The sequence below is a fragment of the Microbispora rosea genome (assembly GCF_900156315.1).
Lineage (GTDB): Bacteria > Actinomycetota > Actinomycetes > Streptosporangiales > Streptosporangiaceae > Microbispora > Microbispora rosea.
The window spans coordinates 41783-68610 of record NZ_FTNI01000025.1 but is presented as its reverse complement, the minus strand read 5'-3'; the positions used below and the strand labels follow the sequence as shown (position 1 = coordinate 68610).

General features: G+C 70.8%; 29 protein-coding genes. 18 read left to right on the top strand and 11 right to left on the bottom strand.

Features of this window, described 5'->3' with window-relative positions; genetic code table 11:
- Positions 1 to 291: 291 nt before the first annotated feature.
- The 3 genes from BXA11_RS29745 (at position 292) to BXA11_RS29735 (ending at position 5722) form a co-directional block, all read left to right on the top strand.
- On the top strand, positions 292 to 2901 hold the full coding sequence (locus BXA11_RS29745; protein ID WP_076439855.1) for a transglycosylase domain-containing protein: 2610 nt from the start codon (positions 292 to 294) through the stop codon (positions 2899 to 2901).
- A gap of 103 nt (positions 2902 to 3004) precedes the next feature.
- Positions 3005 to 4372: a glycosyltransferase family 87 protein gene (locus tag BXA11_RS29740; RefSeq protein ID WP_076439853.1), complete on the top strand. Its 1368-nt coding sequence runs from the start codon at positions 3005 to 3007 to the stop codon at positions 4370 to 4372.
- Between the two features lie 114 nt (positions 4373 to 4486).
- Entirely contained in the window at positions 4487 to 5722 is a 1236-nt protein-coding gene (locus tag BXA11_RS29735) for a glycosyltransferase 87 family protein (protein WP_076439851.1), read from the top strand.
- A 43-nt stretch (positions 5723 to 5765) separates the two neighbouring features.
- On the opposite strand, the gene BXA11_RS29730 is transcribed toward BXA11_RS29735, so the two are convergent.
- Positions 5766 to 6557 carry a deoxyribonuclease IV gene (locus BXA11_RS29730; RefSeq protein ID WP_076439849.1) on the bottom strand — a complete coding sequence of 264 codons (792 nt, stop codon included), beginning with the start codon at positions 6555 to 6557 and terminating at the stop codon, positions 5766 to 5768.
- Between the two features lie 181 nt (positions 6558 to 6738).
- Here BXA11_RS29730 and BXA11_RS43725 point away from each other — a divergent pair, with 181 nt between their 5' ends.
- Entirely contained in the window at positions 6739 to 6915 is a 177-nt protein-coding gene (locus tag BXA11_RS43725; protein ID WP_167530482.1) for a hypothetical protein, read from the top strand.
- 71 nt (positions 6916 to 6986) lie between these two features.
- On the opposite strand, the gene BXA11_RS29725 is transcribed toward BXA11_RS43725, so the two are convergent.
- Complete coding sequence (locus BXA11_RS29725; RefSeq protein ID WP_076439847.1) at positions 6987 to 7319, bottom strand: hypothetical protein; 333 nt, start codon at positions 7317 to 7319, stop codon at positions 6987 to 6989.
- A 184-nt stretch (positions 7320 to 7503) separates the two neighbouring features.
- Here BXA11_RS29725 and rpsF point away from each other — a divergent pair, with 184 nt between their 5' ends.
- The 7 genes from rpsF (at position 7504) to BXA11_RS29690 (ending at position 11936) form a co-directional block, all read left to right on the top strand.
- Entirely contained in the window at positions 7504 to 7794 is a 291-nt protein-coding gene (gene rpsF, locus BXA11_RS29720) for a 30S ribosomal protein S6 (protein WP_030508619.1), read from the top strand.
- Positions 7795 to 7895: 101 nt separating this feature from the next.
- Positions 7896 to 8441 (top strand): single-stranded DNA-binding protein, encoded by a 546-nt coding sequence (locus tag BXA11_RS29715; protein ID WP_076439845.1) that lies wholly within the window; start codon positions 7896 to 7898, stop codon positions 8439 to 8441.
- An 86-nt stretch (positions 8442 to 8527) separates the two neighbouring features.
- Positions 8528 to 8764: a 30S ribosomal protein S18 gene (gene rpsR / locus BXA11_RS29710; protein WP_076439843.1), complete on the top strand. Its 237-nt coding sequence runs from the start codon at positions 8528 to 8530 to the stop codon at positions 8762 to 8764.
- Between the two features lie 19 nt (positions 8765 to 8783).
- Positions 8784 to 9230, top strand: coding sequence for a 50S ribosomal protein L9 (gene rplI, locus BXA11_RS29705; protein WP_030508622.1), 447 nt, complete (start codon positions 8784 to 8786; stop codon positions 9228 to 9230).
- A gap of 179 nt (positions 9231 to 9409) precedes the next feature.
- Complete coding sequence (locus BXA11_RS29700; RefSeq protein WP_076439941.1) at positions 9410 to 10291, top strand: ABC transporter substrate-binding protein; 882 nt, start codon at positions 9410 to 9412, stop codon at positions 10289 to 10291.
- Positions 10288 to 11196, top strand: a complete 909-nt coding sequence (locus tag BXA11_RS29695) for an amino acid ABC transporter permease (protein WP_083744672.1) — start codon at positions 10288 to 10290, stop codon at positions 11194 to 11196. Before BXA11_RS29700 ends, BXA11_RS29695 begins: the two co-directional genes overlap by 4 nt.
- Positions 11193 to 11936 carry an amino acid ABC transporter ATP-binding protein gene (locus BXA11_RS29690; protein ID WP_030508625.1) on the top strand — a complete coding sequence of 248 codons (744 nt, stop codon included), beginning with the start codon at positions 11193 to 11195 and terminating at the stop codon, positions 11934 to 11936. The genes BXA11_RS29695 and BXA11_RS29690 overlap by 4 nt, the downstream gene beginning before the upstream one ends.
- 1 nt (position 11937) lies before the next feature.
- On the opposite strand, the gene BXA11_RS29685 is transcribed toward BXA11_RS29690, so the two are convergent.
- Positions 11938 to 13266, bottom strand: coding sequence for an MATE family efflux transporter (locus BXA11_RS29685; protein ID WP_076439841.1), 1329 nt, complete (start codon positions 13264 to 13266; stop codon positions 11938 to 11940).
- 291 nt (positions 13267 to 13557) lie between these two features.
- Here BXA11_RS29685 and dnaB point away from each other — a divergent pair, with 291 nt between their 5' ends.
- Positions 13558 to 14925, top strand: a complete 1368-nt coding sequence (dnaB, locus tag BXA11_RS29680) for a replicative DNA helicase (protein ID WP_030508627.1) — start codon at positions 13558 to 13560, stop codon at positions 14923 to 14925.
- A 34-nt stretch (positions 14926 to 14959) separates the two neighbouring features.
- Here the strand turns inward: dnaB and BXA11_RS29675 are convergent, their stop codons facing one another.
- Positions 14960 to 15514 (bottom strand): PadR family transcriptional regulator, encoded by a 555-nt coding sequence (locus BXA11_RS29675; RefSeq protein WP_036406924.1) that lies wholly within the window; start codon positions 15512 to 15514, stop codon positions 14960 to 14962.
- 94 nt (positions 15515 to 15608) lie between these two features.
- Here BXA11_RS29675 and BXA11_RS29670 point away from each other — a divergent pair, with 94 nt between their 5' ends.
- Complete coding sequence (locus BXA11_RS29670; RefSeq protein WP_076439839.1) at positions 15609 to 16166, top strand: hypothetical protein; 558 nt, start codon at positions 15609 to 15611, stop codon at positions 16164 to 16166.
- Positions 16167 to 16180: 14 nt separating this feature from the next.
- A complete protein-coding gene (locus BXA11_RS29665; protein WP_076439837.1) occupies positions 16181 to 17500 on the top strand; it encodes a carotenoid oxygenase family protein in 1320 nt (439 codons plus the stop codon).
- A 136-nt stretch (positions 17501 to 17636) separates the two neighbouring features.
- On the opposite strand, the gene BXA11_RS29660 is transcribed toward BXA11_RS29665, so the two are convergent.
- A complete protein-coding gene (locus BXA11_RS29660) occupies positions 17637 to 18008 on the bottom strand; it encodes a nuclear transport factor 2 family protein (protein WP_143734585.1) in 372 nt (123 codons plus the stop codon).
- Between the two features lie 68 nt (positions 18009 to 18076).
- Between BXA11_RS29660 and BXA11_RS29655 the strand changes: the two genes are divergently transcribed.
- Positions 18077 to 18634, top strand: coding sequence for a TetR/AcrR family transcriptional regulator (locus BXA11_RS29655; protein WP_159454856.1), 558 nt, complete (start codon positions 18077 to 18079; stop codon positions 18632 to 18634).
- A 71-nt stretch (positions 18635 to 18705) separates the two neighbouring features.
- Here BXA11_RS29655 and BXA11_RS29650 read toward each other — a convergent pair whose 3' ends face one another.
- From BXA11_RS29650 to BXA11_RS29630, 5 genes are all read right to left on the bottom strand, one after another.
- Positions 18706 to 19440: a metallophosphoesterase gene (locus tag BXA11_RS29650; protein ID WP_076439831.1), complete on the bottom strand. Its 735-nt coding sequence runs from the start codon at positions 19438 to 19440 to the stop codon at positions 18706 to 18708.
- Between the two features lie 96 nt (positions 19441 to 19536).
- Positions 19537 to 19989 carry an SRPBCC family protein gene (locus BXA11_RS29645; RefSeq protein ID WP_239105219.1) on the bottom strand — a complete coding sequence of 151 codons (453 nt, stop codon included), beginning with the start codon at positions 19987 to 19989 and terminating at the stop codon, positions 19537 to 19539.
- A gap of 82 nt (positions 19990 to 20071) precedes the next feature.
- Positions 20072 to 20863 carry a helix-turn-helix domain-containing protein gene (locus BXA11_RS29640; RefSeq protein WP_030508635.1) on the bottom strand — a complete coding sequence of 264 codons (792 nt, stop codon included), beginning with the start codon at positions 20861 to 20863 and terminating at the stop codon, positions 20072 to 20074.
- A 79-nt stretch (positions 20864 to 20942) separates the two neighbouring features.
- Positions 20943 to 21692 carry an ABC transporter permease gene (locus BXA11_RS29635; RefSeq protein WP_076439827.1) on the bottom strand — a complete coding sequence of 250 codons (750 nt, stop codon included), beginning with the start codon at positions 21690 to 21692 and terminating at the stop codon, positions 20943 to 20945.
- A complete protein-coding gene (locus BXA11_RS29630; RefSeq protein WP_076439825.1) occupies positions 21689 to 22576 on the bottom strand; it encodes an ABC transporter ATP-binding protein in 888 nt (295 codons plus the stop codon). Before BXA11_RS29630 ends, BXA11_RS29635 begins: the two co-directional genes overlap by 4 nt.
- Before the next feature lie 132 nt (positions 22577 to 22708).
- Between BXA11_RS29630 and BXA11_RS29625 the strand changes: the two genes are divergently transcribed.
- From BXA11_RS29625 to dnaN, 3 genes are all read left to right on the top strand, one after another.
- Positions 22709 to 24208, top strand: a complete 1500-nt coding sequence (locus tag BXA11_RS29625) for a sensor histidine kinase (protein WP_076439823.1) — start codon at positions 22709 to 22711, stop codon at positions 24206 to 24208.
- Positions 24199 to 24846, top strand: a complete 648-nt coding sequence (locus BXA11_RS29620) for a response regulator transcription factor (RefSeq protein ID WP_076439821.1) — start codon at positions 24199 to 24201, stop codon at positions 24844 to 24846. Before BXA11_RS29625 ends, BXA11_RS29620 begins: the two co-directional genes overlap by 10 nt.
- Before the next feature lie 67 nt (positions 24847 to 24913).
- Positions 24914 to 26005, top strand: coding sequence for a DNA polymerase III subunit beta (gene dnaN, locus BXA11_RS29615; RefSeq protein WP_030508640.1), 1092 nt, complete (start codon positions 24914 to 24916; stop codon positions 26003 to 26005).
- Positions 26006 to 26095: 90 nt separating this feature from the next.
- Here the strand turns inward: dnaN and BXA11_RS29610 are convergent, their stop codons facing one another.
- Entirely contained in the window at positions 26096 to 26785 is a 690-nt protein-coding gene (locus BXA11_RS29610; RefSeq protein WP_030508641.1) for a FadR/GntR family transcriptional regulator, read from the bottom strand.
- Between the last annotated feature and the right edge of the window lie 43 nt (positions 26786 to 26828).

The window sequence follows — 26828 nt, the reverse complement described above, 5'->3', positions numbered from 1 at the left end:
GCCTCGGGCTCCGGTGGATCATCCCGCCCTGGGCGCCGTCGTCGCTCGCCCCGGGAATCCGACGAGTACGACGAGTACGGCGAGCCCGCCCCGCCGCGACAGCCCGGCAGGGGACCGGCCCCGCAACCGCCTCGGGCCGCCCGGCCGGCCGCACCCGAGCACCACCGCCGTGAGGCGGCCGCCTTCGAGGACACGGCGGCCATGAACGCGGTGCCCCCTAGGCCGGAACAGAGACCGGAGCAGGGCCCGCCGCAGAGGCCGGTCCGGGGGCAGCAGGGCGCCCGGGGACCGGTGAGCGGCGGACGCCCGCCGGCGGGCCGTGACCCGCGCTACGCGGCCGGTCCCGGCGGCCCCGCGGGTCCCGGCCGTCCCGGCGTTCCCGGCGTTCCCGGCGTTCCCGGCGGGGACGAGCGCACCCAGGCGCTGGGCATGCCGACGGGCGGCTTCCCCCGCGACGCCCGAGGGGACGGGCAGAGCACCGAAGCGATGCAGACCGGCGGCCGCCGCCGCAGGCCCTCGGGCCGGGGCGGCCACGGTCCCGGCGGCCCCGGAGGCCCGGGGGGTCCAGGGGGCCCGGGTGGGCCCGGCGGGCGCGGCCCCCGGGATCCGGGCGACTTCGACGACTTCGACGAGGACGACGAGAGGCCGCGCCGTACGGGCTGGAGGCGCTTCGTCCCGAGCTGGAAGATCCTGGTGGCGGCCTTCACCGTGCTGGCCGCCGGCACCTTCGGCATGATCGCGGTGGCCTACGCCAACACCCCGCTGCCCGCGGCGACGCAGGCGGAGGCCGTGGCGCAGGGCAGTGCCATCTACTACAACGACGGCAAGACGCTGATCGGCAAGGTGGGCACCCCGCGCGTCATCCTGGACAACATCAACAAGGTGCCGAGGCACGTCCAGGACGCCGTCATCGCGATCGAGAACGACACCTTCCGCGACGACAGCGGCATCTCGATCCCCGGCATGATCCGGTCGGTCTACATGACGGCGACCGGGCAGCAGCTCCAGGGCGCCTCGACCATCACCCAGCAGATGGCCCGCAACTACTACGACGGCCTCAGCCAGGAAGTGTCGATCAAGCGAAAGATCAAGGAGATCTTCGTCTCGGTCAAGCTCGACAAGTCGATGACCAAGGACCAGATCCTTCTGCAGTACCTCAACACGGTGCCCTTCGGCCGTGCGTACGGCATCGAGGCCGCCGCGCAGGCGTACTTCAAGAAGCACGTCGAACAGCTCACCCCGGAGCAGGGCGCCTATCTCGCCGCGCGCATCCAGACGCCCGCCCTGGACGCCGACTCCCCACGGCTGCAGAGCCGGTTCAAGGACGTCGTCAACGCCATGGCGAAGCTCGACCCGGCCAAGTACGGCAAGCTGCCGAGCACGGCCAAGTTCCCCAAGACCGTCCCGGCGAACACCAGAGACGAGTACGGCGGCCTCAGGGGTTACATGATCGTCCAGGTGCTGCAGGAGCTGAAGACCCGGATGAACCTGTCGCCCGACCAGGTCAGGAGCGGCGGCTACAAGATCATTTCTACCTTCGACAAGAAGCTCATGCAGGCCGCCAAGAAGGCGGTGACCGCGACCACCTCCACCATGTCGAAGGAGTTCCACGCCGGCCTGGCCGCCGTGGATCCCAAGACAGGGCGCGTGCTCGCGTTCTATGGCGGCAACGACTACGTCAAGGATCCCTGGAACGAGCCGTTCGACTCGAAGAAGCAGGCCGCCTCAGCGTTCAAGCCGTACGTGCTGGCCGCCTGGCTGGATGCCGGCTACAGCCTGAACAGCTGGCTGCCCGGCAACCAGACCGTGCCCAAGGAATTGCCGGGTCAGGCGAAGGGCGGAATCACCAACGGCCACTCGGTGCCCGCCGCCATCAACGCCATCTATGCGACCTCGCACTCGATCAACACGGCCTTCGCCTCGATGGCGTACAAGCTGGACGAGGAGAACGGCACGATCGGGCAGCTCAGCGCGGTGAAGCAGATCGCGGAGGACGCCGGGCTCGACAAGACCCGGCTGGAGGACGACGTCAAGGAGCACCAGTACCAGTTCTCCATCGGTAGCGCCCTGGTCACTCCGGTCGAGCAGGCCGCCGGATATTCGATCTTCGCCAACGAGGGCAAGCACGTCGACTACCACGTCGTCAAGGAGGTCCGGAAGGACAAGGCGGTCGTTATCGCCGAGCGGCGGGACATCAGGCAGGTGATCACGCCGGAGGCGGCGGCGGACTCTGTGGCGGCCATGGAGGAGGTCCTCAAGACGGGTACGGCGATGGGCAAGGGCATCGGCCGCCCCGCCGCGGGCAAGACCGGCACGAACAACGACGAGAAGGAAGCCTGGTTCGTCGGCTTCACCCCGCAGTTGTCGGTCGCGGTCGGCATGTACCGCGAGCAGTGCCTGACCAAGAGCGGCAAGATCGTGGAGCCGATCTACTCCAACTGCCCGGTTACCCCCGGCGGCAAGGAGAGCAAGAAGTACGGCCCCAACACCCCTTACACCCGGCCGCATGAGGTGTCCCTGGGCTTCGAGGGCGCCGGCCCGCCGACCACGATCTGGCGGACGTTCATGATGGATGCGCTCGCGGGCAAGCCGGTCGAGCAGTTCCCGCAGAAGGCCGGACTGGGCAGTCCGGAGAACATCGTGCCGAGCCCGACGCCGTCGCCCAGCCCGGAGCCGGACGACGCCGGGTTCCCGACGGACTTCCCGACGGACTTCCCCGACGACGGCAGCTGCTTCGACGGCGGCCCGGGGTGTGACAGCGGCGACGGCCTCGGCGACGACCAGGGCACGGGCGGTCAGGACGGCGGCCCCGGGGGCGGCGACGTCCCGTTGAACATCAACCAGGCCCCGGCCGCCATGCCGACCGGTTCGGGAAACGGCAGAGACGGCACCGGCGCCTGATCCACGATCCGGCGTCCCGAAGGGGCCCGCGGCGACTCCCGCCGCGGGCCCTTCCGGTGCGCGGAGTCGCCAAGCCGAGGCGTTGAATGGTGCAATACCGAGCATGACGACCCGGATCACGAACGCCTTCGCCCCGTTGCTCAGGGTCGCCGCGCGGGCGATGCCGTACCTGCCTCTCGGGCTTCTCGCGGGGCTCGGCGCCGTTCTCGCATACCTGTGGAAATATCCCTGCCGGTTCGGCGGAGCATGGAACGGCGGTGTCGGGCAGTTCACGAACTTCTGCTACACCGACATCTATCCGCTGTTCTGGGCCGAGAAGCTCAACGAGGGCAAGGTCCCGTACGTCGACTACCCGGTCGAATACCCGGTGGGCATCGGCGGGATCATGGAGTTCGCCCGCCGGCTCGCGAGCGGCGACGGGGTCGTGTTCTACGACGTCACCGTGATCCTGATGGGGATCGCGCTGGTCGCGGGCGTGCTGCTCACGGCCGCGCTCGCCGGACCGGCCCGTCGCTGGGACGCGCTCTGGTACGCCGTCGGCCCGGCCGTCATCCTCTGCGCGTACATCAACTGGGACCTGGCCGCGGGCGCCCTCGCGCTCGGTGGCCTGCTGGCCTGGGCCCGCAACCGGCCGTGGCTCGCGGGCGTGCTGCTGGCCCTCGCCGTCGCCACGAAGTTCTACCCGCTGATGTTCTTCGGCGCGTTGTTCCTGCTCACGGTGCGTACGGCGAAGTGGGTGCCGTTCCTCAAGACGGTCGCCGGGGCCGCGGCCGCGTGGCTGCTGGTGAACGTGCCGATCATGCTGGTGAACTTCGAGGGCTGGGAGAAGTTCTACGCGTTCAGCAGCGAGCGCGGCGCCGACTGGGGTGGGCTGTGGTTCTTCTTCCAGAAGACCCAGTGGTTCGGCATGGAAAGGCCCGGTTTCCTGGCGCTTCTCGGCGACGCCGAGAAGCTGAACACCATGGCCATGGTCGCGCTGGCGGTGCTCCTGCTGGGCGTCGCCGTGCTGGCGCTGGCCGCGCCGCGCCGCCCGCGCCTGATGCAGCTGTGCTTCCTCGCCCTGGCCGCCTTCATGATCACCAACAAGGTCTGGTCGCCGCAGTACGTCCTGTGGCTGGTGCCGTTCGCGGTGCTGGCCAGGCCGAGGTGGGGGGCGCTGGCCGCCTGGCAGGTCGCCGAGTGCTGGTACTTCTTCTCGATCTGGCTCTACCTGGTCAGCCAGTATCCCGACCACGCCGGGGAGGGCATCGGCGACGACCCCTACTTCCTGTCGGTCTGGGCCAGGGCGCTGACCATCGTCATCCTCATGGCGCTCGTCGTGCGCGACATCCTGCGGCCCGAGCACGACGTCGTACGCCAGAGGGAGGCCGACGACCCGTCGGGCGGGGTGTTCGACCACGCCGAGGACCGTCTCGTGCTGCGCCGTTCGCTCCTTGCGCGAGGCGTGCGGCAGGAGCCGGAGACGGCGTGAACCCGTGAAAGTTACATCGGATTTCGCGCCCGTCGCGGCGCGGCCCTGAGCCGTCCGAGCGGAGGCATCGCGTAGCGTCGCGTGAGAGTCTGCGCGACGAACGGGGGAGACACGATGCGCCGGAGGCCACCATGGCTCCTGCTGCTGGTGTGGGCCGCGACCAGGGGGGTGCTCCTCCTCGTCGCGACCCAGACCATCCCGACCGGGCATGGCGAGGCGTTCAGGAACGACGTCACCCTCTATCGTCGCTGGTCCGAGATCCTGATGGAGGGGGAGTTCCCGGCGGGTGACGAGAAGTGGCAGTATCCGCCGTTCGCGGCGGTGCCGCTGCTCGCCCCCCGCCTGCTGCCGCTGGGCTATCACGTCGCCTTCTTCCTGCTGGCGGCGCTGTGCGACCTCGTGATCCTGCTCCTGTTGTGGCGGTTCTCGAACTCGCGGCGCGGCGGGGGCCGCACGGGCCCGTGGGCGTGGACCGTGGGCGCGGCTCTGCTCGGCCCGGTGCTCGTCTCCCGCTATGACCTCATGGTCACGCTCGTGGCGGTGCTCGCGCTGACGGCGTCGGCCAACCCGGCGGTGCGCGGGTCGCTCATCGGTGTCGGGCTCCTCGTGAAGGTCTGGCCGGTCGCGCTGCTCGCCGGCCTGCGGCGGTGGCGCGAACTGCTGACCGCGTCGGGGCTCACGCTCGTCGTCGCGGTCGCGGGGTGCGGCGTGGCCGCCCTGCTCATGCCGCACGCGCTGGACTTCCTGACCGCGCAGGAGAAGCGGGGGCTGCAGATCGAGTCGCTGGCCGCCACGCCGTTCGCGCTCGCCCGGGCCCTCGGCTGGTGGGACGGCTACACCACCTACCGGCACGGCGCGATGGAGGCCGTCGGCGGCGGTGTGGGCGTCGCGACGACGCTGAGCCTGGTCGCCACGCCCCTGGCGCTGGCGCTGATCGGCCTGTGGTGGCTGCGCGCGGCCCCCAGCCCGCGGTCGTACTACGACGCGGCCCTCACCACCGTGCTCTTCCTGGTCGCCACCAGCCGGGTGCTGTCACCGCAGTATCTCGTGTGGGTGATCGGCATCGCCGCCGTCATCCTGTCGGTGCGGCGCGACCGGCCGGGCCCAACGCAGCGCCCGGCCGCACTGCTCGTCATGGTCGCCGCCCTGCTGACGGGCATCATGTACCCCTGGGTGGAACTGGACTACAGCTGGCGGGGCGCCCTGCCGGGAACGCTCGTGCTGGTCCTGCGCAACCTCGTCTTCCTCGCCGCGGCCGTCACGTCGTACGTGCAGCTGTGGCGTGCCACGCGCAGGCCCGGGAGGGTGAGGGACGAGCGGGGCCTTCAGGCGGTCGTACCCGCTTCCTGATGGTTTCAATCCGCAGAGTTATCCACAGGGTGTGGACGAGCGTCTACAGGTGCTTTCGCAGGAACGCGATGTCGTCGGCCTGGCCCTCGAACGGCGTCTCCACCACGATCGGCGCGCCTGCCGCCCGGCAGACCTCCAGGATCAGCTCGGGGTCGATCTGGCCGCTGCCGAGGTTGGCGTGGCGGTCGGCCCCGGAGTCGAACGCGTCCCGTGAGTCGTTGCAGTGGACGAGGTCGATGCGGCTGGTGATCGCCTTCACCCGCTCCACGAGGCCGAGTAGTTCCTCGCCGCCCGCGTGGAAGTGACAGGTGTCCAGGCAGAAGCCGACGACCGAGGGGTCAGGCGCCCCCGACGTCACCGCGTCCCACAGCCGGGCGATGCGCTCCAGCTTGCGCGCCATCGCGTTGCCGCCGCCGGCCGTGTTCTCGATCAGCACGGGGATCGGGCACTCGGTGCGCTCGAAGACCTTGCGCCAGTTGTCGAAGCCGGTCTGCGGGTCGTCGCCCGCGTTGACGTGCCCGCCGTGGACGATCAGGCCCTTGGCGCCGATGGCCGCCGCCGCCTTGAGATGCGAGTCGAGCAGCTTGCGGCTCGGGATGCGGATGCGGTTGTTCGCGGTGGCCACGTTGATGACGTACGGCGCGTGCACGTAGACGTCCACGTCCGAGGCGCGCAGGGCGTCGGCGGTGGCGGGTGTCACGGGCCCCTTCCACCCCTGGGGGTCGCCGAGGAAGAACTGCACCACGTCGGCGTCGCGGGCCGCCGCGTGCGCCAGCGGGTCGTCCTGGTCGACGTGGGCTCCGATCCGCGGGCGGGCGCCGTCGTGGCTGTCCATGCCGTTCCTCCACCTTTGCTTGCCTGTCAGGGGGCTGCCGGACGCGGAGGGCGAACTCTAGGCGCTCTCCAAGAGCGTTTCAAGAGGACACGCTGTTTCAAAAGTGCGAGCCAGGGCAGTCGCGTGGTCACGCGCCCCCGAAATCCGCGCGCGATACTACTTCGTCGTCAAGGAGACGAGCATGAGATATCGCTTAGGCAGCTTCATCCTTCTCATCTACATCCTCGTCGGCCTCTATGTGGCCTGGCTCCACCACTACATCACCCCCACCCTCCTCAAGCAGGTCGCCCAGGCTCTGATCGCGGTCTTCCTGTGGTTCCTCGTGCTGCTCGGCGTGGACCTCCACATCGGCGGCTGATCGGCCACGCCGCGACCGCCCGGGCTTCGGTCGCCCGGGCTTCGGTTGCGTGGGCTTCGGTTGCGTGGGCTTCAGCCGCGCAGGGTGAAGCCGCGGGGGAAGAAGCCCCCGTGCGCGATGCCCAGCGCGGCGCCGACGAACGACCCCACGATCCCCACGATGATCAGCGCCCGCTGTCTGGTGGTCGACGAGGCGTACTGGGCGTACAGGCCGCCCCAGAACCCGATCGCGCCCACCCACGACGCGATCATGTGGGCCATCACGATGAAGCCCGTGACGAACGCCACCAGGCCGCACACCAGCGTCGCGATCGTCATCGCGTTCTCCCGCGGGTGCGGCCTGCCGTCCGTGTTCAGCGTGAGGTGACCGGGGTGCCTCCTTTTGCGGCCGATGGCGTTTCGCATCGCGCCTACCCCCTCTCCGACCTCCAGTTTCACTCTCCGGGCCGGGTACGGCCAAGTGGCTGGTAGCCTTATTCGACTGCGTCTGATAAGGGCCGGGGGCATTGCCGCCCGGCGCCGAGCGCAGGGTCCTCCTGTCACGGCAAGGCGTCGTGACCGCAAGAGTCCAGAGGAGGTTGGATCACACATGCGTCGCTACGAGATGATGGTCATTCTCGACCCGTCCCTCGACGAGCGCACCGTGCAGCCGTCGCTCGACCAGTTCCTCACCGTCGTCCGCAATGACGGCGGCACCGTGGAGAAGGTCGACGTCTGGGGCCGCCGCCGCCTGTCCTACGACATCGCCAAGAAGTCCGAGGGCATCTACGCCGTGGTCGACCTGACCGCCGAGCCCGCCACCGTGAAGGAGCTGGACCGCCAGCTCAACCTGAACGAGGGCATCCTCCGCACCAAGGTCATCCGCCCCGAGCTCCACTGAGCTCCACTGGCAGAACCCGAAGCCCGGCGGTTTGTCGGGCCCGGGCCGTACTCTGAGCCTTTGACGGCTCAGCTGACGGGATAGGAAGGCGAAAGCGACCGATGGCAGCAGGCGACACCCAGATCACGATCGTCGGCAATCTTGTCGACGACCCGGAGCTGCGCTTCACCCCGACGGGGCAGGCCGTGGCCCGGTTCCGCATCGCGTCCACTCCGCGGTTCCTCGACAGGCAGACCAACGAGTGGAAAGACGGCGAGGGCCTGTTCCTCACCTGCAACGTCTGGCGGCAGGCGGCGGAGAACGTCGCCGAGAGCCTCCAGCGCGGCATGCGGGTGATCGTTCAGGGACGGCTGCGCCAACGGTCGTACGAGACCAAGGAAGGCGAGAAGCGCACGGTCTACGAGGTCGAGGTCGACGAGGTCGGCCCCTCGCTGCGCAACGCCACGGCGAAGGTCAACAAGACCTCGCGCCAGGGCGGCGGCAGTGGCGGTGGCTTCGGCGGCGGACCGTCCAACGACCCGTGGGCGACCGCGGCACCCGCTCCGCAGGGGGGCTACGGCTCCGGCGGCGGTGGCGGTGGCTTCGGCGGCGGCCCGCAGGGCGGTGGCGGCTTCGGCGGCGACTTCAGCGACGAACCGCCCTTCTAGGTCACCGGGGCCTTCCGGTCCCACCACCGTAAACACAACCGAGCGACCATTCCCGCTTCATGCGGGGCTCTGAAAGGAGCACCACGATGGCGAAGCCGGCAGTGCGCAAGCCCAAGAAGAAGGTTTGCCTCTTCTGCCATGACAAGATCTCCTACGTCGACTACAAGGACACGGGGCTGCTGCGGAAGTTCATCTCCGACCGCGGCAAGATCCGTGCCCGCCGGGTGACGGGCAACTGCACCCAGCACCAGCGCGACGTGGCGACCGCTATCAAGAACGCCCGTGAGATGGCCCTGCTGCCGTACACGAGCACCGCGCGCTGAGAAAGGAGACTCAGGACAAATGAAGCTCATCCTCACGACTGAGGTCTCCGGCCTCGGCGCTCCCGGCGACATCGTCGAGGTCAAGGACGGCTACGGCCGCAACTACCTGATTCCTCGTGGCTTCGCCATCCGCTGGACTCGCGGCGCCGAGTCGCAGGTCGCCTCGCTGAAGAAGGCGCGTGCCGCCCGCGAGATCCGTGACCTGGGCTCCGCCAAGGAGGTCGCCGGCCAGCTCGGCGCCCTCAAGGTGCGCCTTAAGACCCGCGCGGGCGAGTCGGGCCGGCTGTTCGGCTCGATCACGACCGGCGACATCGCCGACGCCGTCAAGGCCGCCGGTGGTCCGCAGCTCGACCGCCGCCGCATCGAGATCGGCAACGCGATCAAGAGCGTCGGCACCCACAAGGTGAGCGTCCGGCTGCACCCGGAGGTCGCCGCCACCCTCGACGTCGAGGTGGTCGCGGGCTGACACCCGTCGCAGTCCGTCGAGGGCCCTTCTCCGTCCACCGGAGAGGGGCCCTTCGCGGTTCCCCGAGTCGTCCGGCGAAGAGACGATTCCCCTCAGGTAAACCGGGGTTATACGGAACGCTAGTATCTTGCCGTCCGATTTACCGGATTTCGTGGAAAGACCCTCTGATGGAGGCTGTGATGCGCCGTCCCTCACTTCTGCTGGCGTCCGGCGCCCTCGTGCTGGCGGCCGCCGCCTGCGCTCCGGCGGACGACACCTCCACCACCGCGAGCGCGGCCGCGAGCCCGGCCGGTTCCGGCGCCGCCGACGCGTGCGCGAAGGAGAGCCTGAAGCTCACCACTCCCGGCAAGCTCACGATCGGCACCGACAAGCCGGCGTACGAGCCGTGGTTCAAGGATGACAACCCCTCCAGCGGGCAGGGGTTCGAGAGCGCGGTCGCCTACGCGGTGGCCGGGAAGATGGGCTTCACCAAGGACGAGGTCGCCTGGGCGGTCGTGCCGTTCGACTCGTCGTTCGCCCCGGGGCCCAAGCAGTTCGACTTCGACGTCAACCAGATCTCGATCACCCCCAGCCGGGCCAAGGCCGTCGACTTCAGCCAGGGCTACTACACGGTCAAGCAGGGCGTCGTGGCCCTCGACGGCACGAAGTTCGCCTCCGCCACGAGCCTCGCCGAGCTCAAGGACGCCAAGATCGGCGTGCAGGCCGGCACCACCGCACTGGAGGCGGTGCGGTCGGTCATCCAGCCCGCCAAGGACCCGAGCGTGTTCAACCAGCAGGTCGACGCGGTCAACGCGCTGAAGAACAAGCAGATCGACGCCATCGTCGTCGACCTGCCGACCGCCTTCTACGTCACCGCCGCCCAGGTGGAGGGCTCGAAGATCGTCGGCCAGTTCGCCGCGAACGGCGGGGAGCCCGAGGAGTTCGGCCTTCTGTTCCAGAAGGGCAGCCCGCTGGTGAGCTGTGTCGACAAGGCGCTCGGCGAGCTGAAGTCGTCCGGTGAGCTGGCGCAGATCGAGAGCCAGTGGCTGACCGCCGCCGCGGGCGCTCCGGAGCTGAAGTGACCGACGGGCAATCCGCCGCCTCGCCCGCGCCGTCGCAAGACGCGGAGCAGGTGGGGCCCGCGTGGGTGAAGAGCGAGCGGCAGCTCCGCCGGGAGGCGGAGCTGCGCGGCCGGGCGCGGCGGTCCATCTCCATCGCGACCGCGTCCACGATCGTCGTGGTGGTCGCCCTGGTCGTCGGAGTGGCCTCCTCGCCGGGATGGCCCCGGGTCCAGGAGTTGTTCTTCAGCCCCCAGGCGTTCGTCGACGCGCTGCCCGACGTGCTGCGCGGCTTCCTGCTCAACATCAAGATTTTCCTCATCGCCGAGGTGTTCATCCTGGTGGTGGGCCTCCTCGTCGCCGTCGTACGCGGCCTGCGCTCACCGGTGTTCTTCCCGCTGCGCGCCCTGGCCGTGCTCTATACGGACGTCTTCCGCGGCATTCCGACGATCCTGCTCATCTACCTGGTGGGGTTCGGCATCCCGGCGCTCCAGTTGCAGGGCACGCCGAGTGACCCCGTGACGCTCGGCATCATCGCGCTCGTGCTGTCCTACGGCGCGTACGTCGCGGAGGTGTTCCGCGCGGGGATCGAGTCGGTGCACCCGAGCCAGCGGGCGGCGGCGCGGTCGCTGGCCCTGAGCCACGGTCAGACCATGCGCCACGTGGTGCTGCCGCAGGCCGTCCGCCGGGTGATTCCGCCGCTGCTCAACGACTTCGTCTCGCTGCAGAAGGACAGCGCGCTGGTCTCCGTGCTCGGCCCGCTGGAGGCGCTGCGCCAGGCCCAGATCCACGTCGCATCCTCCTTCAACTACACGCCCTACCTGGTCGCGGCGCTGCTCTTCATCGCGCTGACGGTGCCGATGGCGCGGTTCACCGACCATCTCGCCGCGCGGGCCGCCCGGCGCCGTACGGGAGGCGGCACGGCATGAGCCTGCTGAAGATCGAAGACGTCTGGAAGCACTACCACGGGCTGAGCGTGCTGCGCGGGATCGACCTGGAGGTCGCGCCGCACGAGGTGGTCTGCCTGATCGGGGCGTCCGGCTCGGGCAAGTCGACGCTGCTGCGCTGCGTCAACCTGCTGGAGACGATCGACGACGGCGCGATCCATCTGGACGGCGCGGAGATCACCGACGTGCGGGCCGACGCCGACGACGTGCGCCGCCGCATCGGCATGGTGTTCCAGGCGTACAACCTGTTCCCGCACATGACCGTGCTCGACAACATCACGCTCGCGCCGCGCAAGGTCCACGGCGTGCGGACGGAGGAGGCTGAGGCGCGGGCGCGGGAGCTGCTCGACCGGTTCGGGCTGGCCGACAAGGCGGGGGAGTATCCCGACCGCCTGTCCGGCGGCCAGCAGCAGCGGGTCGCGGTCATCCGCGCGGTCGCGACCGACCCTCGGCTGCTGCTGCTCGACGAGGTCACCTCGGCGCTCGATCCCACGCTGGTCACCGAGGTGCTCGGCGTGATCCGCGAGCTCAAGGAGACCGGGATGACGATGATCCTGGCCACCCACGAGATGGGCTTCGCCCGCGACATCGCCGACACCGTGTGCTTCCTCGAAGGCGGCGTGCTGCTGGAGAGCGGCCCGCCCGAGCAGATCTTCAGCGCGCCGGAGCATCCGCGCACGCGGGCGTTCCTCCAGCGGGTGCTGGAGGCCCGCCGCATGTGAGTCAGGCGGCCGTCCGCGAGGCGCCCGTGACCATCCAGGCGGTGCCGTACGCGCGGAGGGCGAGCGTGACGAGCCGGGCGGCCATCCAGACGCCGAGCGCGAGCCACAGAGCGACCAGGGTGCCCGCCACGGCGGCGAACGGCAGGTAGGCCAGCGTCGTCCACAGCCCCGCCCAGGCGAGGTAGCGCTGGTCGCCGGCCCCGATGAGCACCCCGTCGAGCACGAACACGACGCCCGCGATCGGCTGCAGGAGCGCGACCGGCCACAGCACGGCGAGCAGCTCGGCGGCCGCCTCGGCGTGCGCGTCGAACAGGGCCGGGACCAGCGGGCGCGCCAGCAGGACGGCCGCACAGAACACGACGCCGCATCCGATGCCCCACATCACCATGCGCCTGGTGGCCGCCCGGGCGCCCGCGGCGTCGCCCGCGCCCAGTGCGCGGCCCGTGATGGCCTGCCCGGCGATTGCGATGGCGTCGAGGGCGAAGGCGAGGAACGTCCAGATCCGGGCGGCGATCGTGTGCGCGCCGATCTGGTCGTCGCCCATCCGGGTGGCGAGCGAGGTGGCGACGAGCAGCACGGCCTGCAGGCATGCCGTACGGACGACCAGGGCGAACCCGGCGGCGCCCGCGGCCCGCACTCCGGCGAGGTCGGGCAGCAGCGAGGCGCCGTGCGCGCGGGCGGTCCGCACGACCAGCGCGAGGTAGGTCGCGGCGGCCAGGGACTGCGCGACGACCGTGCCCCAGGCCGATCCGGCGATCCCCCAGCCGAGGCCGAGCACGAACCAGATGTTCAGCAGCCCGTTGAGCCCGAACGACGCGACGGACACGGCCAGCGGCGTGCGGGTGTCCTGCAGCCCGCGCAGGACGCCGGTGCCGGCGAGGACCAGCAGCATGCCGGGGGTGCCCAGGAGGCTGATGCGCAGATAGGTGACCGCCTGCGCGGCGAGCTGGCCCGTCGCTCCGAACAGGTGTACGATAAACGGAGCAAGAGGCCAGCACGCCACACTGACGGCCAGTCCGATGATCGCGGCCAGCCACAGGCCGTCCATCCCCTGGCGCATCGCCTGCCTGACGTCCCCCGCCCCCCGCCTCCGCGCGACCGCGGCCGTGGTGGCGTACGCGAGGAACACGCACAGCCCGACGAGGGCCGACAGGGCCGCGCTGGCCACGCCGAGAGCGCCGAGTGCAGGATCGGGGAGGTGGCCGACGATGACGGAGTCGGTGAGCAGGAAGAGCGGCTCGGCCACCAGTGCCCCGAATGCCGGGATCGCGAGCCTGAGGATCTCCCTGTCGTGGGCACGGCCGTGTCCCGTCTCGGTGGTAAGTGGCATAAGACTATTTTGCGGCTTACTGGGCCATGCTCGATCGGTATCGGAAATCTCCGGTGACTTTCTTTCCTCCACAGGCCGTGGATATCGAAATCCCAGGTGGGAGCGCCCTTCGCCGACGTGGTCACATCGCTGTCCACAGGGTCGTCCCCAGGGTTTTCACATGTCCGGGGAGCGGACTGCACATGTTGTCCACAGGGTTGTCCACTGGTCAAGTTGCCGCCCGGCCCTGAGGTTGGGGAGACTTGCGGACCGGGCTGGGGATGCTGTGACCGCTGGGCAGGGGGTGTGAGGGTGAGCGTGCTCGACTTCCCGGGGGGACCGGGAGGCTCCGATTCGACGTTCGAGCGGACGCCACCGCACAACATCGAGGCCGAGCAGTCGGTGCTGGGCGGCATGCTGCTGTCCAAGGACGCCATCGCCGACGTCATCGAGGTGCTGCGCGCCGACGACTTCTACCGGCCGGCCCACCAGATCGTCTTCGAGGTGATCACCGACCTGTACGGCCGGGGCGAGCCCGCCGACTCGGTGACCGTCTTCGACGAGTTGCAGAAGCGCGGCGAGGTCGCCCGGGTCGGCGGCGGCGCCTACCTGCACACGCTGACCGTGATCGTGCCCACCGCGGCGAACGCCGGCTACTACGCCAAGATCGTCCGGGAGCAGGCCGTCCTGCGCCGCCTCATCGAGGCCGGCACCCGCATCGTCTCCTACGGGTACGGCGGCCAGGGCGAGGAGGTCGACGACCTGGTCGACCGCGCGCAGGCCGAGATCTACAAGGTCACCGAGCGCCGCACGTCCGAGGACTACCTCCCGCTCGCGGAGATCATGCCGTCGGCGCTGGACGAGATCGAGGCCATCGGCAGCCGTGGCGGCCAGATGGTCGGCGTCCCGACCGGCTTCCAGGATCTCGACGCCCTGACCAACGGCCTCCACCCCGGCCAGATGATCGTCGTCGCCGCCCGTCCCGCAATCGGAAAAAGCACATTGGGTCTGGATTTCGCCCGATCTGCGGCGATCAAGCATGGGATGACCACGGTCGTCTTCTCGCTGGAGATGTCGCGCAACGAGATCACCATGCGTCTGCTGTCCGCCGAGGCGCGGGTGGCGCTGCACACGATGCGCTCGGGCATGATGAGCGACGACGACTGGACGCGGATGGCCCGCCGGATGGGCGAGGTCGCCGAGGCGCCGCTGTTCATCGACGACTCCCCGAACATGTCGATGATGGAGATCCGGGCGAAGTGCCGCCGCCTGAAGCAGCGCCACGACCTGCGCTTCGTGATCGTCGACTATCTCCAGCTGATGAGCTCGCCCAAGAAGACCGAGAGCCGCCAGCAGGAGGTCTCGGAGCTGTCCCGTGCCCTGAAGCTGCTGGCCAAGGAGCTGGAGGTGCCGGTCATCGCGATCTCCCAGCTCAACCGTGGTCCCGAGCAGCGTACGGATAAACGCCCACAAGTGTCAGACCTGCGTGAATCGGGCTCCATCGAGCAGGACGCCGACATGGTCATCCTGCTGCACCGGGAGGACGCGTACGAGCGGGAGTCGCCGCGCGCGGGCGAGGCGGACCTGATCGTGGCCAAGCACCGAAACGGCCCCACGGCCACGGTCACCGTGGCCTTCCAGGGCCACTACAGCCGCTTCGTGGACATGGCCACGCACTGACGCCGGGACACGCGTACGACCGCGTCGGAAGTCGTCATTCCGCCGCGGACTGCCCGGCCTTCTCCTGGTCCAGCGCTGCCACCCGTCCGGCGGCCCACTGGGCCCAGTCGCGCTGCGCGGCGGTCAGGCGCAGGCCCCACTCAAGCGCGATGTCGCCGTACAGCCGCAGCGCGTCGTCGCCCTGGCCGATGACGAACTCGCGGATGGCGAGGAGCTGGTCGTGCTCGTGGACGGCCCGGTCGGCCAGCCGCTCCAGGTAGCCGCGGGCGGCGTCGCTGCCGACCTGATCGAGGAAGAAGACCCGCAGCAGCATGTCGCTGCGCCGGCTCATGGTGGGCGGCACCTCGACCAGCCAGTGGCGCAGCTCGGCCCGGCCCTCCTCGGTGATCTCGTATTCCTTACGCCCGCGCGGGCCCTCCGCCGCGACCTCCACCAGCCCTTCCTTGGCCAGCCGGCCGAGCTCGGCGTAGAGCTGGCTTTGGGTCGCGGGCCAGACGTTCTCCAGCGACAGTTCGAAGGTCTTCAGCAGGTCGTAACCGCTGGCGGGCCCGGCTGACAGGAGGCCGAGCATGGCATGACGAAGGCTCATGGCCCGATCCTACATTCCTGTGTTGACATGTCGCTAGTGGAGGTTCTACTTTCGACATGTCACTTATGGAACGTCGAATCGAAGGAACCCCCCGGTGCTCCGCTACGTCCTCACCTTCCTCCCGTGGATCGCCTTCGCCGTTCTCAGCACGAACGGCGAGGCCAGGTTCGGAGCCGCGGCCGCGCTCCTCGTCTCGCTCGTGCTGCTCGCCATCGACCGCCGGGCGGGGCGCGGCTGGGACGAGATGGTCATCGAGCTCAGCTCGGGGGTGTTCTTCGCCGGTCTGACGCTCGCCGCGTTCACGGTCACGCCGGCGCCCTTCGGCGAGTACGGCCCGGCCGTCTCGGTGGCCTGGCTGGCGCTCACCGCCTGGGGGTCGCTGGCCGTCCGCAAGCCGTTCACGCTGGGCATCGCCCGCCGGACGACCCCGGCCGCGGTGCAGGCGACCCCGCTGTTCTACCGGGTCAACGCCGTCATCACCGCCGTGTGGGCGGTGGGCTTCACCCTCAACGCCGTCGGCCTCGCCCTGCTGCTCGCGTTCGCCCCGCACGCCACCGTCGCGATCATCGCGGTGAAGGTCTGCGGCTTCGCGCTCCCCGCGCTGTTCACCATCCGCTACCCCCAGATCGTCCGCGCCCGCTACGCCGCCTGAAGGGAACCACCGAGATGAGTGCCTCCTACCTGACCGGCCGTCTCGCCCCCGTCCCCGACGAGATCGACGCCGTCGACCTGCCCGTCGAGGGCACGCTGCCGCCCGAGCTCACCGGCCGCTACTTCCGCAACGGCCCCAACCCCCGCCCGGGGGAGGACGGCGGGCACTGGTTCGTCGGCCACGGCATGATCCACGGCATCCGGCTGCGCGACGGGCGGGCCGAGTGGTACCGCAACCGGTGGGTCCGCACCAAGCGCCTCGCCGGCGCGCCGTACGTGCACGAGCGCGGCGTGGACCTCGCGGCCGTGCCCGCCAACACCCACGTGATCCGGCACGCCGACAAGATCCTCGCGCTCGTGGAGAACGGCCTGCCGTACGAGATGACGCCGGAGCTCGGCACGGTCGGCCCCTGCGACTTCGGCGGGCGGCTCGCCACCGCGATGACCGCGCACCCGAAGGAGGACCCGATCACCGGGGAGCTGCACTTCTTCGGGTACGGCTGGGCCGAGCCCTACCTCACCTATCACCGGCTGTCGGCCGACGGCGAGCTGGTGGAGACCCGGCCGGTGGACGTGCCGGGTCCCACCATGGCCCACGACTTCGCGATCACCGAGCACCACGTGGTGTGGCTCGACCTGCCGGTCGTCTTCGACTTCGGCCTGGTGGGCCGCGGCATGCCGTACCGGTGGGACGACGCGTACGGCGCGCGGCTGGGCGTGATGCGCCGCGGCACCGGCGAGGTGCGGTGGTTCGATGTCGACCCCTGCTACGTCTTCCACGTGGGCAACGCGAGCGAGGACGAGCACGGGCGCGTCGTCGTCGACGCGGTGCGCTACTCGCCGGGGGCGTTCTGCGGCTTCTGGCCGACCATCGGCGGCGTGGCCAACCCGGCCGCCCACACCGGCGGCGCGGCCCTGCACCGCTGGACGCTCGACCCCGCCACGGGCGTCGCGCGCGACGGGCAGCTCGACGACCTGGACGTCGAGTTCCCCACGATCAACGAGACGCGCACCGGCCTGACCAGCCGTTACATTTACGCGGTGAGCAAGGGCGCGATCGTGAAGTACGACACCGCGAACGGCGCGAGCCGGGCCCACCAGACGGGCGAGCGCTCGCCGGGCGAGGCCGTGTTCGTCCCCGCCGCGGGCGCCAGGGCCGAGGACGAGGGCTGGCTGTTGTCGATCGCGACCACCGAGCACGGCGCCGAGCTGCTGGTGCTCGACGCGTCGGACCTGGCCCAGGTGGCGTCCGTACGGCTGCCGCGCCGGGTGCCGTCCGGGTTCCACGGCTCGTGGATCCCGGACGAGGTTCCCGGCGACGTCCTCGGCGCGTGAGCCGTACGGACGCGCACTGGGGTCAGACCCGGGTGACCCGGACGGCGTCGGCCACGACGTAGCCCGTGCCGGAGGTCCAGCGGTTGACGCCGACGGCGTTGTAGGTGCCGGCGTGCGCTCCTGGCTCGACGGAGTACTAGGCGGTACGACCGAGCTGGTGGATGCGTCGCACCCGGCCGTCGTCGGCGACGTCGCCGATCAGGATCCAGTCGATCATCACGTGCCCGCGCTTGCGGTGCTCCGTTATGAGGCGGCAGCGTGCGGCGAACTCGTGGCCGCTGACGAAGAGGTCGTCGATTCGCATCTCGATGGAGGTGACGTTCTTGCGTGCCGGGGCCGCATGGCCGACCAGTTGGTCGCGGGTGAGCGTTGTGCCGTCGGTTACCCAGACCGCGTCGGCGGTCATGGTGCGGTCCACGATCCGCTCGGGGTCTTCGTCGGAAAGGGCCATGTCGCGGGTGTAGTCGATCAGAAGACGGCGTGCCGCCTGCTCAGTTATCTCTGACATGGTTGTCAGCATTAGGGTGGTGGTTATGATTGTCAACCGTGTCAGATATAAGGCGGCGGCGTCAGCGGGTGGAGGTCGTCCGCAACCGTGACGCGCTGGTGTCGGCGGCGATCCGGGTTCTCGCCCAGCACCCAGAGGCGAGCATGGCGGAGATCGCATCCATGGCCGGTGTGACGCGGCAGACCGCGTATGTCCACTTCGGGACCCGCGAGGCGCTCCTTGCGGCGGTGCGTGACGAGCTGAGCCGCCGTGCGTTCGCCGTGCTGGACGCCGCTGATCTCGAGGCAGGTACCGCCACCGAAGCTCTCGGCCGTTTTCTCACCGCAGCCGGAACACTGCTGACCGAGCAGGCGGCAGTCGGTCATGGGGATGCCACCCAGGAGGAAGACGCGTCGCATCACCTGCCGGTCGAGGAGAGCTTGGAGAGCCTGATCCGTCGCGGCCGCGACAGCGGCGAGTTCGCGACCGACCTGGACACCGGCTGGTTGGTCGCGGCGACGATCGCGCTCGGCCATGCCGCCGACCGTCACATCCGCGCCGGCCGCTTGGACGCACGGGGGGCGGCCAGGCACTTCCGGGCCTCGGTGATGCGCTTGTGCGGCGCCGACGATCCTGACCCCGTGTAACGCGCGATGTGCGTTGGTGCCGCAGGTGGGAGCGCCGTGGATTTGCGTCGTGCCTGGCCGGGGGCACCTGGCTAGGGCACGGGGCGGTAGTGGGTGGTGATCCGGCCGTCGTCCAGCACGTGGAGGGCGATGGCCGGCGGCAGGTCGTAGTCGACCGGAGGGCGCGCCGAGGTCTCGGACGGCAGCAGCACGGTGCTGACCACCCCCGGCGCGACCAGCAGCGGCAGCCCGGCGAACGTCGTCGCCGCCGCCGTGTGGGCGTGCCCGGCCAGCACCGCGACGGCGTGCGGATGGCGGCCCAGGACCTCCGCCAGCCCCTCCGGCCGCCCGAGCCGGATGCCGTCCACGTACGGGATGCCGAGCGCGACGGGCGGGTGGTGCATGCCGACGAAGGCGGGGACGCCGGGCGTGGCGGCGAGCACGGAGTCGAGCCAGGCCAGGGTGTCGTCGGACAGCGCGCCGTCCGGGCGGCCGGGGATGCTGGAGTCGCACAGCGCGATCGTCGCGTGGTCGAGGTTGAGCGCCTGGTTGACCGGGTGGTCGCCGTCCTGCTCCAGCAGGACCTTGCGGAGATCGCCGCGCGCGTCGTGGTTGCCCGGGCACAGCACGAGCGGCACGTCGTCGCCGGCGATCAGCTCGCGGACGGTCTCGTACTCCTCCACCGCGCCGTGGTCCGCCAGGTCACCGGTGAGCACGATCGCGTCGGGCCGCAGTGACCGCGCGTAGGTGAGCGCGCGTGCGGCGCGCGAGGTGTTCCGCTCGCTTCCGTCGATGTGGATGTCGCTGACGTGCGCCAGCACGAGCATGTGATACCTCCGGGGCGGAAGGGGAACTCCAGCTTCTCACGCAAGGCCGCGTTGCATCGGCGGGAAACCGGCCGGAGCGTGCCTGCCGGAGTCCGTTCACGAACCGTGCGCAGACCGCGCGGACAGCCGTTCGGCGAGGATCCGGGCCCTGGCGAGCTGCACCTTGCGCGCCTGGCCCGCCGCGAACCCCATGACGAGCCACGAGGCGCTCAGGTCGAGCCGGTCGTCCACCCGCGTGCCGCCGGCCTCCGGGGACATGTCGAAGCGGTAGCCCATCCGGACGCCGCCGGGGCTGCGCACCTCGCCCCGCACGGACAGTCTCTCGGCGGTGCGCTCGGTCAGCAGCGTGACGGCGATGGGGTTGTCGTACTTCAGGCCGAGGAAGCGGAACCGCTCGACCGAAACGTAGCGCACCACCCCCGGCTCGGACCGGTCGACATCCCGGACCGCCACCACGAGCGGTGACAGGCCGATGTAACTGTCCGGCGTCGTGAGGTGCGCGAACACCTCCTCCGGCGCGGCGTCCACGTGGAACGTGTTTTCCAGCACCCGTGCGGCCACCCCGGTCCCCTCCCCTGATCCTTTTGCGGGAATTGTGGCAGGGCCGTATCGCTGCACGGACGCCGGATGATCACGAAGAGGTGTCGCGGAGGAAGGCCGCCGTCGCCGCGTCGGCCGGGTAGAACGACTCGATGGCCAGCTCGGAGACCGTGATGTCGAGCGGGGTGCCGAAAGTGGCCACGATGCTGAAGAACGACAGCTCCCGCCCGGCCCGCCGCACCCGGAGCGGCACGAGGATGTCACCGGGGCCGGGCAGCTCCACCTCGGGTTCGGGCTGGTCGCAGGGGTATTCGCGCAGTTCGGCGTACAGCTCGGCGAGCTGCGGATCGGTGGTGAGCGTGATCTGCCGCCGCAGCCGGCCGAGCAGGTGCGCCCGCCACTCGCCCAGGTTGACGATGTGCGGGGCGAGCCCCTCGGGGTGCAGGCTTCCCCGCAGCACGTTGCCGAGCAGGTCGGGGTCGATGCCCTCCGCCAGCAGCCCGATGCCGTCGTTGGCGTCGACGAGGTTCCAGAGCCGGTCCACCACCACGGCCGGGTAGGGATCGTGGGCCGACAGCAGCCGCCGGATCGCGTCGTACACCGCCGCCATCTGCGGCGAGGCGAGCGGGGACTCGCCGTAGACGGGGGCGTAGCCCGCGGCCAGCAGCAGGTGGTTGCGCTCGCGGAGCGGAAGGTCGAGGTGCTCGGAGAGATGGAGCACCATGTCCCGGCTCGGCGTGGACCGGCCGGTCTCCAGGAAGCTGATGTGCCGGGTGGAGATCTCCGCGCGGTTGGACAGATCCAGCTGGCTCATCCGCCGGTGCTCGCGCCACTGACGCAGGAGCTCACCGAACGGCCGCTGATAGGGCGTTGCGACGGTCACGTCCTGGACGCTATCGGGTCGCCGATCGGCCCGGCGATTACCTCCGAGGTAGCCGCCGGGCCGTCCGTACCCGCATCGATCACTCCCAGCGGAACAGCCGGGCCGCGACGAGACCGGTGGCCAGCGCCCAGCCCGCCAGTACGGCGAGGTGGAGCGGCTGGGGGGCGTGCCCGCCCAGGGCGTCCATCAGCCCCTGCCCGAAGGCGCCGGTGGGCGTGAAGTCGCTGATCCGGCGCAGGATTTCGGGCATCAGCGGCCGGGGCAGCCACATCCCGGCGAGGAACAGCAAGGGGAACATGAGGGTCGAGCCCACCCCCTGGACGACCCGGGAGCTCGGCGCGACGGCGGCCAGCAGCAGCCCGATGGCGAGGACGGTGAGCGTGCCGAGGACGAAGACCGCCACGAACGCCAAGGGGGAGCCCGGCAGCGGCACCCCGAGGACCAGGTGACCCAGCACCAGCGTCAGCGTGGTGGCGACCACGGACACGACCACGTTGATCAGCAGTTGGGCGGACAGCAGCGCGCCCGGCCGCACCGGCGTGGTGGACAGCCGCCGCAGCACGCCGCGCTCCCGGTAGATCACGAGGCTGCTCGGCAGCACGCTGAGCCCGAGCGTCACGACCGACAGCAGCACCATCATCGCCGTGAAGGGCGCGTCCACGAACCGCTGCCCGCCCAGCGACGGATCCGCGTCCCGGAAACCGGGGATCGTCAGGCCCAGCGCCAGCAGCAGTCCCACCGGCAGCACGATCGCGAAGAACACCGCCATCGGCTCGCGGAGGAAGAGCCGGGCCTCCACGGCCGCGAGCTTTCCGAAGGACTTCGTCATGACTCCTCCTTGCCGGTGAGGGATTCGGCGGTGAGAACGAGGAACGCGTCGTCGAGGGAGGTGCGCTCCATGCGCAGGCCCCGCGTCCTGGACGGGGGCAGCACGGCGGCCACGGCGCTCAACAGGTCGCCGGTGCCGGTGACGGTGACCTCCGTGCCGTTCCTGTCGGCGACGGTGACCGACGCCACCTCGGGCAGCGCCCGCAGGCCGTCGACGGGATCGTCGGTGTGGAAGATCAGGCGCTGCTCGCCGCCGGCGCGGGCGACCAGTCCGGCGGGGGTGTCCACCGCCCGGACCCGCCCCCGGGAGATGACCGCGACCCGGTCGCACAGGCGCTCCACCTCCTCCATGAAGTGGGTCACGAGCAGGATCGTGACGCCGCGCTCCCTGATCCGGGCGATCAGCTCCCAGGTCTCGCGGCGGGCACGCGGGTCGAGGCCGGTGGTGAGCTCGTCGAGTATCGCGACGCGCGGGCTGCCGACCAGCGCGAGCGCGACCGACAGCCGCTGGCGCTGCCCGCCCGACAGCTTCCCGAAGGGCGCGCGGAGGTCGAGCCCGGCCTCCGCGGCCAGGGCCCGCCAGTCGGCCGGCCGGGAGTAGAACGAGGCGTAGAGCGCCAGCGCCTCCCCGACCCGGATCTTGTCGGGCAGCGAGCACTCCTGGAGCTGCACGCCGACCTGTTCCTTCAGGTCCGCGTCCACGGTGACCGTGCCCGCGGTGGGGGTGCGCAGCCCGGCGACGCACTCGACCGTCGTCGTCTTGCCCGCTCCGTTGCGGCCCACGATGCCGAAGACCTCGCCCTCCTTCACGGAGAACGACACGTCCTCGACCGCGACCCGCGTTCCGTACGTCTTGCGGAGGTGGTCCACGGTGATGATTGCCATGCCGACGACGCTAGGAATCTGGCGGGCGGCCCGGAATGCGGCTGCGGACCCGATGGGGGTGCACTTTCCTCCACCCCCATCGGGCGGCTTCGCCCACTGTGCCCGCCCGGCGTCAGCGCCCAGACTGAACACATGGCCTCAGCTCGCTCGACCCTCACCGCCCTGGCCCGGAGCACCGCCCTCGCCGGCCTCGCCCTGCTGGGCCTGGCCGCCGGCCTGGCGATGCTCGTGGCGGTGATGCTCACCTTCCTGGTCGGCCTGGTCTTCGTCTTCCCGCCGGCCGTACGGTTCGCGCGGGCCGTGACCCGGCGGCAGCGCGGGCTGGCCTCCCGCTGGTCGGGCGTGCCGATCGACGACCCGTACCGGCCCGCGCCGCCCCCGCCGGTCCCACAGGCCGACGGCTGGTATCGCGACGGCCGCACCCTCTACAGGAAGCCCACGATCCCGGCCTTCAACAAGCGGTGGAACTGGATGACCAAGGACCCCGCCACCTGGCGGGACCTCGCCTTCCTGGTCTCCGCGCCGTTGGCCGGCGGATTCGTGGCCGCCGCTCCGCTGCTGGCGGTCGCGTACGGCGTCGCGTGGGCGGCCGGGGGCAACCCGGCGATGGGCGCGGTCTGGATCCTGCTCGCGGTGATCGTCGCGCCCTGGTACGCGCCGTGGGCCGTGCGCCTGCACGGCCAGGTCGCCGCCGCGCTGCTGGGGCCCACGGAGAAGGCCAGGCTCGCCCAGCGGGTCACCCGCCTCGACGCCGCCCGCACCGAGGCCGTCGACTCCCAGGCCGCCGAGCTGCGCCGGATCGAGCGTGACCTGCACGACGGCGCGCAGGCCCGCCTGGTGGCGATCGGCATGACGATCGGCGCGGCCGAGCAACTGCTGGAAAGCGACCCGCAGGCCGCCCGGGCGCTGCTCGGCAAGGCGAGGGAGGCGTCGGCGACCGCGTTGCAGGAGATCCGGCGGCTGGTGCGCGGCATCCATCCCCCGGTGCTGGCCGAGCGCGGCCTCGGCGACGCCGTACGCGCCCTCGCCCTGGACAGTCCGCTGCGCGTCCACGTCACCGTCGACCTGCCCGAGCGGGCCTCCGCGCCGCTGGAGTCGGCGGCGTACTTCGCGGTGAGCGAGCTGCTGGCCAACGCCGCCAGGCACGGCGACGCGACCGAGGCGTGGGTGGACGTGAGCGCGCAGGGCCCGGCGCTGCGCGTGACGGTGACCGACGACGGCCACGGCGGCGCGGACCCCGAGCGCGGCACCGGCCTGCGCGGAATCGAGCGCAGGCTCGGGGCCTTCGACGGCGTCCTCGCGGTGAACAGCCCGGTGGGCGGCCCGACCACGGCCGTCATCGAACTTCCCCGGGCGTTCCGGACGAGGCCGGCGCCGACGACCCCGTGGCGCTACTTCGGCCGCCTGTGCTGGGCGCTGTGGCCGATCGCGCTGTTCCCGCAGGGACTGGTCGCGATGGTGTTCAAGCTGGTGGGGTCGCCGGTGAAGTCCTGGTTCCTGGCCCTGTACATGCCCGGGCCCTTCCAGTGGCCGGCCATCGTCGGCATGATTCTGCTCGGCGGCGGCCTGCTGGCCGTCGCGCTGGCGACGACGGTGCGGACCAGGGAAACGGAGGGCGGCGGGTGCGCGTAGTGCTGGCCGAAGACCTCCACCTGCTGAGGGAGGGTCTGGTCGCCCTGCTGCGCGCGCACGGCTTCGAGGTGGTCGCGGCGGTCGAGTCCGGCCCCGAGCTGCTCACCGCGCTCGTGGGGGAGCGTCCCGATGTGGCCGTCGTGGACGTGCGGCTCCCGCCGACCTTCACCGACGAGGGGCTGCAGGCCGTTCTGGCCGCGCGGCGGCAGGTGCCGGGCCTGCCGGTCCTCGTGCTCTCCCAGCACGTCGAGCAGCTGTACGCCAGGGAGCTGCTGGCCGACGGGTCCGGCGGCGTCGGCTACCTGCTGAAGGACCGGGTGTTCAACGGCGAGCAGTTCGTCGACGCCGTACGCCGGGTCGCGGCCGGCGGGACGGCCATGGACCCCGAAGTGATCGCCCGGCTCCTGGCGAGCAACGCGCGAAACGAACCGCTCGGCCGCCTCACCCCCCGGGAGCGCGAGGTGCTGGAGCTGATGGCCGAGGGCAGGTCGAACGCCGCGATCGGGCAGCGGCTGTTCCTCAGCGACAGCGCGGTGGGCAAGCACACGGCGAACATCTTCACCAAGCTCGGCCTCGCGGCCTCCGACGACGACAACCGCCGCGTGCTGGCCGTGCTCGCCTTCCTCAACAGCAAGTAGCACCGCCGGGATTGTCGGTGCGGGCCGCTACGTTGGGAGCGAGTCGTGGCACAGGCAGGAGGTCGGGATGAAATTCCAGGTGAACCGCGATGTGCTCGCCGACGCGGTGGCATGGGCGGCCCGGGTGCTGCCCGCCCGGCCCGCCGTGCCCGTCCTCGCGGGCCTGCTGCTGGAAGCGGGAGACGACCTGCGGGTGTCCGCCTTCGACTACGACGTCTCGGCCCGTGCCGACGTCGAGGCCGATGTCGCCGAGCCGGGGCGGGTGCTGATTCCCGGCAAGGTCCTGGCCGAGATCACCCGGAGCCTGCCCGCCCGGCCCGTCGAGATCGTCAGAAGCGGCTCGGAGGCGGTGCTCACCTGCGGCAGCGCGGAGTTCGGGCTGATCACGATGCCGGACGAGGACTTCCCCGCGATTCCGCCGATGCCGCCGAAGGTCGGCGCCGTGGGCGGCGGCGCGTTCGCCACCGCTGTCGGGCAGGTGGCCGCCGCCGCGAGCCGCGACGACACGCTGCCCATGCTGACGGGCATCCGCGTGGACATCGAGGGCACGCGGATGTCGATGGCCGCGACCGACCGCTACCGCATCGCCGCCGCCGAGTTCCTGTGGCATCCCGAGCGGGAGGACGCGCAGCACGGCGTGGTCGTGCCGGCGCGGGTGCTGGTCGAGGTGGCCCGATCGCTCCGGGGCGGCGAGGTGGCGATCGGCCTGGGCGACAACGTGGCGGGTTTCGAGAGCCAGGGACGCACGACGACCGTGCGGCTGCTGGACGACCAGTTCATCGACTACCGGTCCCGGCTGACCTCAGAGTGGACGATCCACGCGGACGTCGAGGTGGGACCGTTCGTGGAGGCCGTCAAGCGCGTCGTGCTGGTCGCCGAGCGCAACGCCGCGGTCCGGTTGTCGTTCTCCCAGGGACAGGTGCTGATCCAGGCCGGGGGCGGTGACATCGGCAGGGGCGCGGAGGTCGTCGAGGCCGAGCTGGCGGGTCCGGACATCCAGATCGCCTTCCAGCCCCACTTCCTGCTCGACGGGCTGGCGGGGGTCGAGACCGGGCGGGCGCGCCTCCACATGGACTCGCCGACCCGTCCCGCGCTGATCACCGACGAGGGCGAGGACCCCGGTTTCCGTTACCTCGTCATGTCCCTGCGGCTCGGCTGAGCACGCTTGCCTGGCCGCGTGCTCGCCTGATCGGGCCCCGCGGGTGCCGTTCGCGCGGCCCCGCCGGGCGGTGGGGTTTCGGGGCGGGGCTCAGGAGGGGATGGCGGCGGAGTCGGTGAGGGCGATGAGGATGTGCTCCATGCACGCGTGACCGGCCCGCTCGGCCGCGGTGGCGTCGCCGGCGACGATCGCGCGCACGATCGCGTCGTGGGGGATGTAGTTCTGCTCCAGGGAGCCGCCGGCCGCCGCGATGCTCGCCCGCAGCGCCGCGGAGAAGTCGCTGTAGAGGTCGATCAGCACCCTGTTGTGCGTAGCCTCGACGACCGCCACGTGGAAGGCGAGGTCGGCCTCGACGAACGCGTCGGGGTCGCCGCCCGACCATGCCTTCTCGCGCGCGGCCAGCGCGGCCTCGATCGACGCGACGTCCCCGCCGGTCCGTCGCGTCGCCGCGAGCCGGGCCGCCTCGACCTCCAGGGCGCGCCGGACCTCCAGGATCTCCAGCTGCTCGGCAGCACGCAGCCGCCTGGCCATCGCACCCGACAGCTCGCTGGTGGCCCGCACGTACGTGCCGTCGCCCTGTCGGCACTCCAGCAGTCCGGCGTGCGTCAGCGCGCGGACCGCCTCACGGACCGTATTCCTGCCGACCCCGAGGTGCTCGGCGAGCACCGTCTCGGTGGGAATCTTGGCATTCATCTGCCAGGAGCCGGAGGTGATCTGCTCCTTGAGCTGGTCGATCACCTGGTCCACGAGAGACGCCCGCTGCGCCGTCCGCAGGCTCACGTCAGCCTCCTTTGGGTTGCCAATCATCCGATGATGGAATGAG